The 5,789-nt window shown below is 72.8% G+C and carries 6 protein-coding genes; 3 read left to right on the top strand and 3 right to left on the bottom strand.

Features of this window, described 5'->3' with window-relative positions; all coding sequences use genetic code 11:
- Positions 1-1,435, top strand: a 1,435-nt coding sequence (locus tag J1C73_RS13640; RefSeq protein WP_242644125.1) for a type I polyketide synthase, incomplete at its 5' end; no start/stop codon positions are given.
- 70 nt (positions 1,436-1,505) lie between these two features.
- Here the strand turns inward: J1C73_RS13640 and J1C73_RS13635 are convergent.
- Genes J1C73_RS13635 through J1C73_RS13625 form a run of 3 tightly spaced genes read right to left on the bottom strand, consistent with a single transcriptional unit; the run spans position 1,506 to position 3,052 of the window.
- Positions 1,506-2,258: a thioesterase II family protein gene (locus tag J1C73_RS13635; protein WP_207316596.1), complete on the bottom strand. Its 753-nt coding sequence runs from the start codon at positions 2,256-2,258 to the stop codon at positions 1,506-1,508.
- 58 nt (positions 2,259-2,316) lie between these two features.
- Positions 2,317-2,805 (bottom strand): hypothetical protein, encoded by a 489-nt coding sequence (locus J1C73_RS13630; RefSeq protein ID WP_123469674.1) that lies wholly within the window; start codon positions 2,803-2,805, stop codon positions 2,317-2,319.
- A 19-nt stretch (positions 2,806-2,824) separates the two neighbouring features.
- Positions 2,825-3,052 carry a hypothetical protein gene (locus J1C73_RS13625; protein ID WP_123468127.1) on the bottom strand — a complete coding sequence of 76 codons (228 nt, stop codon included), beginning with the start codon at positions 3,050-3,052 and terminating at the stop codon, positions 2,825-2,827.
- Positions 3,053-3,497: 445 nt separating this feature from the next.
- Between J1C73_RS13625 and J1C73_RS13620 the strand changes: the two genes are divergently transcribed.
- Together J1C73_RS13620 and J1C73_RS13615 are read left to right on the top strand one after the other, a co-directional pair.
- Positions 3,498-4,703 carry a cytochrome P450 family protein gene (locus J1C73_RS13620; RefSeq protein ID WP_207316597.1) on the top strand — a complete coding sequence of 402 codons (1,206 nt, stop codon included), beginning with the start codon at positions 3,498-3,500 and terminating at the stop codon, positions 4,701-4,703.
- A 96-nt stretch (positions 4,704-4,799) separates the two neighbouring features.
- Positions 4,800-5,789 (top strand): DPP IV N-terminal domain-containing protein (locus J1C73_RS13615; RefSeq protein WP_207316595.1); only part of this gene is annotated, 990 nt, incomplete at its 3' end.

The raw sequence follows: 5,789 nt of genomic DNA, 5'->3' as shown, positions 1-5,789 counted from the left end.
GCTCGGCGAGTGCGACACCGCGCTGGCCGGCGGTGTCGCCGTGGACACGGTGCACAAGCGGGGATACGTCCACCACCAGGGCGGCATCTTCTCCCCGGACGGCCGCTGCCGGCCCTTCGACGAGCGGGCCGGCGGCACCGTGCCCGGCAACGGGGTGGGTGTGGTCGTGCTGCGCCGGCTGTCCGACGCGCTCGCCGACAACGACCCGGTCAGGGCGGTCATCCGGGGCAGCGCCGTCACCAACGACGGTGCCACCAAGGTCGGGTTCACCGCGCCCGGCGTCGACCAGCAGACCGCCGCGATCGTGGAGGCCTGGGCGGCCGCCGGTCTCGACCCGGCCGACGCCCAGTACCTGGAGGCGCACGGCACGGCCACCGCGCTCGGGGACCGCATCGAGGCGGCGGCGGCGACCGCCGCGTTCAAGGGGGCGCTCGGCACCGGGCGGATCGGGATCGGCTCGGTGAAGTCGAACATCGGCCACCTGGACGCGGCGGCGGGCGTGGCCGCGCTGATCAAGTCGGTGCTCATGCTGGAGCACGCCACGCTGGTGCCGAACGCCGACGCCGGCCGCCCGCACCCCGAACTGGGCTTCGACGACTCGCCGTTCCACCTGATCGAGCGGGCGGCCTCCTGGCCGGAGCCCGAGCTCGGTCCCCGGCGCGCCGGGGTGAGCTCGGTCGGCATCGGCGGCACGAACGTGCACGTGGTCCTGGAGCAGGCTCCCCCGCGCGACGGCGCCGAGGCGCCGGACGGCCCGGAGGTGCTGCTGCTGTCCGCCCGCACCCGGGAGGACCTCGACGCGCTGGCCGGCCGGCTGGCCGCGGCGCTGCGGGCGCCGGGCGCCCCGTCGCTCGCCGACACCGCGCACACGCTGCGCGTGGGCCGTGCCCCGATGGCCGTGCGCGGCTATGTGCGGGCAACGGACCGTGCGGGCGCGGCGGACCTGCTCGCCGCGCTGGCCTCGGGCGGCGCGGTGAGCCCCGGTGGGCCCGACCCGCTCGGCGAGGCCTGGCTGGCGGGCGAGCCGGTGCCGGCGGAGGGCGGCGGCCGGCGGACCGCTCTGCCGTCCTATCCCTTCTCCGGCCCGAGCCACGGCGCCTACCGCCTCTTCCCGGTCGCCCCGGCCGGGGAGCAGCCGGAGCAGGAGCCGGAAGGCCGCTCGGCGGACCTGGAGCAGGACATCCGCGCGCTGCTCGCCGAGGCGCTGGGCCTGGCGGACGCCGACGACGCGGAGATGACGTACTTCGCGGCCGGCGGCGACTCCCTGACCGCCGTCCACCTGGTCGGCTGCCTGCGGGACGACTTCGACCTCGACGTCCCGATCACGCTGTTCCTGGAACAGCTGACGCTGCACGAGATGGCCCGGCAGATCATCGCGGTCCGGGAGGGTGACGACTCCCTCGACGCCCTGCTCGCGGAGTTCGAGGCGGAGTGAGTGACCACATCGCACAGGGCTTGGGCCCGACCCGGAGGGGTCGGGCCCAAGCCCTGTGCGATGTGCGGTGTCAGCCGGTGGTACGGGCCGCCCGGCCGGGCACGTTCGCGGCGACGAGTTCCGCCACACGGTCCAGGTGGTCGCCCAGGAAGAAGTGACCACCGGACAGCACATGCCGCTCGAAGGGACCCTCGGTCTCCTGCTCCCAGGCCTGCACGCCCTCGACGAAGACCCGGGGGTCGCTGTCACCGGTCAGCGCGACGACCGGGCAGCGCAGCGGCGGCCCGGGAACATGGATACGGGAGAAGAGCATGGCGTAGTCGGCGCGCAGCGGCGGCAGCGCGAGTCGCAGGATCTCGGGATCGGCCAGCAGTTCCTCGTCCGTACCGGACAGCAGCCGCATCTCCCCGATCAGGTCCTCGTCGCTGGGCGGGTTGGGCACCCGTGCCTGTCGCGGCAGCGACGGGGCCTCGCTTCCCGAGACGAACAGTGCCGCGGGCGCCCGCTCTTCGGCCGCGAGCCGGCGCGCTGTCTCGAACGCCAGCAGCGCGCCCATGCTGTGGCCGAACAGCATGAGCGGCCGACCCCCGCTCGCGGGGAGCGAGGCCAGCACCGCGTCCACGACATCGCCGAACCGTTCGGCGAACGGTTCGGCGATGCGGTCGTGCCGCCCGGGGTACTGCACGACCAGTGTCTCCGCCCTCCCCGCGACCTGGGCCGACAGCGGATGGTAGCCACTGGCCGATCCACCCGCGTGCGGGAAGCACAGCAGTTGGGCTCCGGCGTCGGGGGCCGGGCGGAAGCACCGTATCCAGTTGTTCACGACATCCCTTCTCTCGTACTCGGTCCGGTCCGTGACCGGCTCCGTGAACGATCCCCGCTCACGGTGCGGCGGCGATCCAGTCCTCCAATTGTTCACGAGTGGTCGCCGGGTCCGCGACGAGAACGGCGAGTTCGTCGTCGCGGGGTTCCAGCGTCGTGAGGGCGGGGCAGCGGTGGCAGGCCTCGACGCCGGCCTGGTTCCACCACTTGCAGTGCGGGCGGAGGTGGCACCGTGGCACGGCGACCGGTCCGGTCTCGGCCGGAACGGTCTTGATGCGTTCGATCAGCCCGCAGGCCTCGCCGACCCGGTTCGCGCAGTCCGACACGCAGTGCGAGGCGAACCGGAGCACCCGGTTGGGGGCGATCCCCTCCGGGATGGCGCCGAGCACATCGGCGGCGGGTACGGGTTCGGCCAGATAGACGACCTGGCCGCGATCCCCGGACCGAACGCCGAGGACAACGGACTCCGGGCGGCTCGCATCGCCGCTCGGACACCATCTCAGGGGACTCTGCTGCCCGTCCTGGGCAAGGTCCGCGGTGCTGTCCACGGTGCTCACCTCCTATTCGTCAGCAGGAACGCGCAGCAAGTGTGTTGATCACTATGCCGCCGATGACCCCATCAGTGACGGCGCCGTTCTGCTGCTCGACGGCGACCGCCTGCGCGATGCTCTTGGCGAGCTGCTCCTGGCTGGTGATCCGGTCCGGACGCTCGGCGGCATTGGCGGTACCGCTCACCGTGACGAGACCGGCGACAAGAGCGGCGGCAGCGGCCGCGGTGCGCATGCTGTTGTTCATCCCTGTCCTCCAAGAAGTCGGTTATCACTTACAGGAGTTGACGGTAGATTCCGCAGCCGGCCGCGATCGGCAGTTACGGCGGCATCTTCGGCGGCGCGGTTCCCGGCACGGCCTTCCCCGGTTGCCCTTCACATCGGAGCTGTTGGCCCATCGCCACTCGTCCGGGTCATGCCGGGCTCGCGGGATCGGGCACGCACCCCGGTCCGGCCTGGTACAAACGAAGGACCCTCGAATCGGCATGATTCCGGTGCCGCAAGGGAGTTCGACGTGCCTGGAAGAGGTCATTGTTCGTGGCCGGGGCTGTGGTCCGCACGGTCGCCGGGTCGAAGCGGGCATGGGGCCGGGCGCGGTGTGTGCTCCGTACTTCCGCTCATCGCATCCCTCAGTCTGGAGAGCCCTGTTGAACACGTCCCCGGTGAGCTCCGCAGCCGGCCGCCCGCACCGCATGGACCCGGCGGGCGGCTGTCCGCACGCGGCCAACGCCCGGCTGCTGGCCCGGGGAGCCGTCACGCCGGTGATCCTCCCCGGCGAGGTGGAGGGCATGGCGGTACTGGGGCACGACGCGCTCAAGGAGTTCCTCGCGCACCCCGATGTCGCCAAGAACGCGCGGCACTTCGCGGCGCTCCGGGCCGGCGAGATCGCCGACGGCTGGCCGCTGAGGACATTCGCCACGGTGCAGGGGATGACCACCGCCGACGGCGCGGACCACCGGCGGCTGCGGTCCCTGATGAGCAAGGCGTTCACCGGGCGCCGGGTCGAGGAACTGCGTCCGCGCATCGAGGCGTTGACGGCCTCGCTCCTGGACAGCCTCGAAGCGGCGGCCGCCGCCGGCGGCGGTGTCGCCGATCTGCGTACGCATTTCGCGTTGCCGTTGCCGATGGGCGTCATCTGCGAGCTGCTGGGCGTGGATGCCGCACACCACGACCGGCTGCACCACCTGTCCAACCAGATCGTCGCCACGGACATCGGGCCGGAAGAGGTGAAGGCGGCCAACCGGGAGATGGTGGAGGTGCTGAGCGCGGTCGCCGCCGCCCGGACGGAGAGTCCGGGGGACGATCTCACCAGCGCGCTGATCGCGGCCCGCGAGGAGAACGGCGACCGGCTCGGCCCGCACGAGCTGATCGGCACCCTGATGCTCATGATCATCGCCGGCCACGAGACGACGCTCAATCTGATCACCAACGCCGTCCGGGCCCTGTGCACCCACCGTGACCAGCTCGCCCTGGTGCGGTCGGGCGGGGCGAGCTGGGCGGACGTGGTCGAGGAGACGCTGCGCTGGGACAGCCCGGTCAGCTACTTCCCGTTCCGCTACCCGACCCGCGACCTGGAGATCGGCGGCACCGTGATCCCCGCGGGGACCCCGGTGCTCGCCGGCTACTCCGCGGCGGGCCGCGACACATCGGCCCACGGTCCCGATGCCGGACGCTTCGACATCACCCGCGGCAGCGGGGCCCGGCACCTCTCACTGGGCCATGGCGCGCACTACTGCATGGGCGCCCCGCTGGCCCGGATGGAAGGCGTTGCCGCGCTGGAGCAGCTCTTCGCGCGCTTTCCCGGCCTCGATCTCGCCGTCCCCGAGTCCGAACTGCCGCGACACGCGTCCTTCGTGGGCAACAGCGTGCGGCGGCTGCCGGTACGGCTGCACGGCTGAGGCCGGAGCCTTCAGCCACACACCGGAGGAGAACCCCCGGTCATGGACAGCCGGAATTCGATGGATCCAGCGGATTCCGCCTGTCACGGTGTCGCCATGACTGTCCCCTTCGACGCACCGGCCGATGCCCTCGCGACCGCCGCTGAGCGGTTTCCTCTCCAGTTCGCCCGTACCCGGCGCTTCTCGCTCGGCGTGCCCAGGCAGTTCACCGTCTCCCCGGACGGCGAGCGGGTGCTGTTCGTGCGCGGGACGTCGGGCACCGACCCGGTGAGCCGGCTCTGGCTGTACGAGAACGGCACGGAGCGGCTGCTCGCCGATCCCGCCGGCCCCGACTTCACGGACGAGGCCCCGGGCGAGGTGCCTCCGGAGGAGCTGGCGCGGCGGGAACGGGCCCGGGAGACCTCCTCGGGCGTGGTCTCCTACGCCGCGGACGAGGCCGGGCGGCTGGTGGCCTTCGCGCTTCAGGGCAGGCTCTGGGTGGTGCGCACGGACGGCGGGGGGCCTCGCCGGATCGCCACGGCCGGGCCGGTCGTGGACCCGCGCCCCTCTCCCGACGGTTCCCTGATCGCGTACGTGTCCGGCGGCGCGCTGCACACCGTGCGGGCCGACGGGACGGCTGAGCGCCTGCTCGCGGGACCGGAGGGCGAGCAGGTGACGTACGGGCTGTCCGACCACGTGTCGCAGGAGTCGGTCGGGCGTTCGCGGGGTTACTGGTGGTCGCCGCACAGCGATGCGCTACTGGTGGCCCGGGTGGACACCGCCGGGGTCCGGCGCCGCTACATCAGTGATCCGGTAATTCCGGAGCGGCCGCCGCGCGTGGTGCCATATCCGGCCGCCGGCACGCCGAACGCGAAGGTGTCGCTGCATCTGCTCCGGGTGTCCGGGGAACGGACCGGTGTCCGGCTGCCCGAGGCCGCCGGCGAGGACCACCCCGAAGGCGCCTGGACGGACCGGGCCTTCGAATACGTCGTGTCGGCGGGCTGGGACGGCCGGGGGCCGCTGGTCTCCGTGCAGACGCGTGACCAGCGGTCCGTCCATGTCCTGGCGGTGGACGAGCGGTCGGGCGGGACCCGGACGGTGAGCCGG

This window comes from Streptomyces laculatispora (assembly GCF_017353455.1).
Lineage (GTDB): Bacteria > Actinomycetota > Actinomycetes > Streptomycetales > Streptomycetaceae > Streptomyces > Streptomyces laculatispora.
Note: the sequence above shows the minus strand (reverse complement) of the source record. Positions and strands in the feature narration are given on the sequence as shown.

Excerpts from the sequence above, each read along its gene's own strand:
- J1C73_RS13625 (WP_123468127.1), bottom strand. The coding sequence starts at position 3,052 with ATGAACAACAGCATGCGCACCGCGGCCGCTGCCGCCGCTCTTGTCGCC.
- J1C73_RS13620 (WP_207316597.1), top strand. The coding sequence starts at position 3,498 with ATGGACCCGGCGGGCGGCTGTCCGCACGCGGCCAACGCCCGGCTGCTG.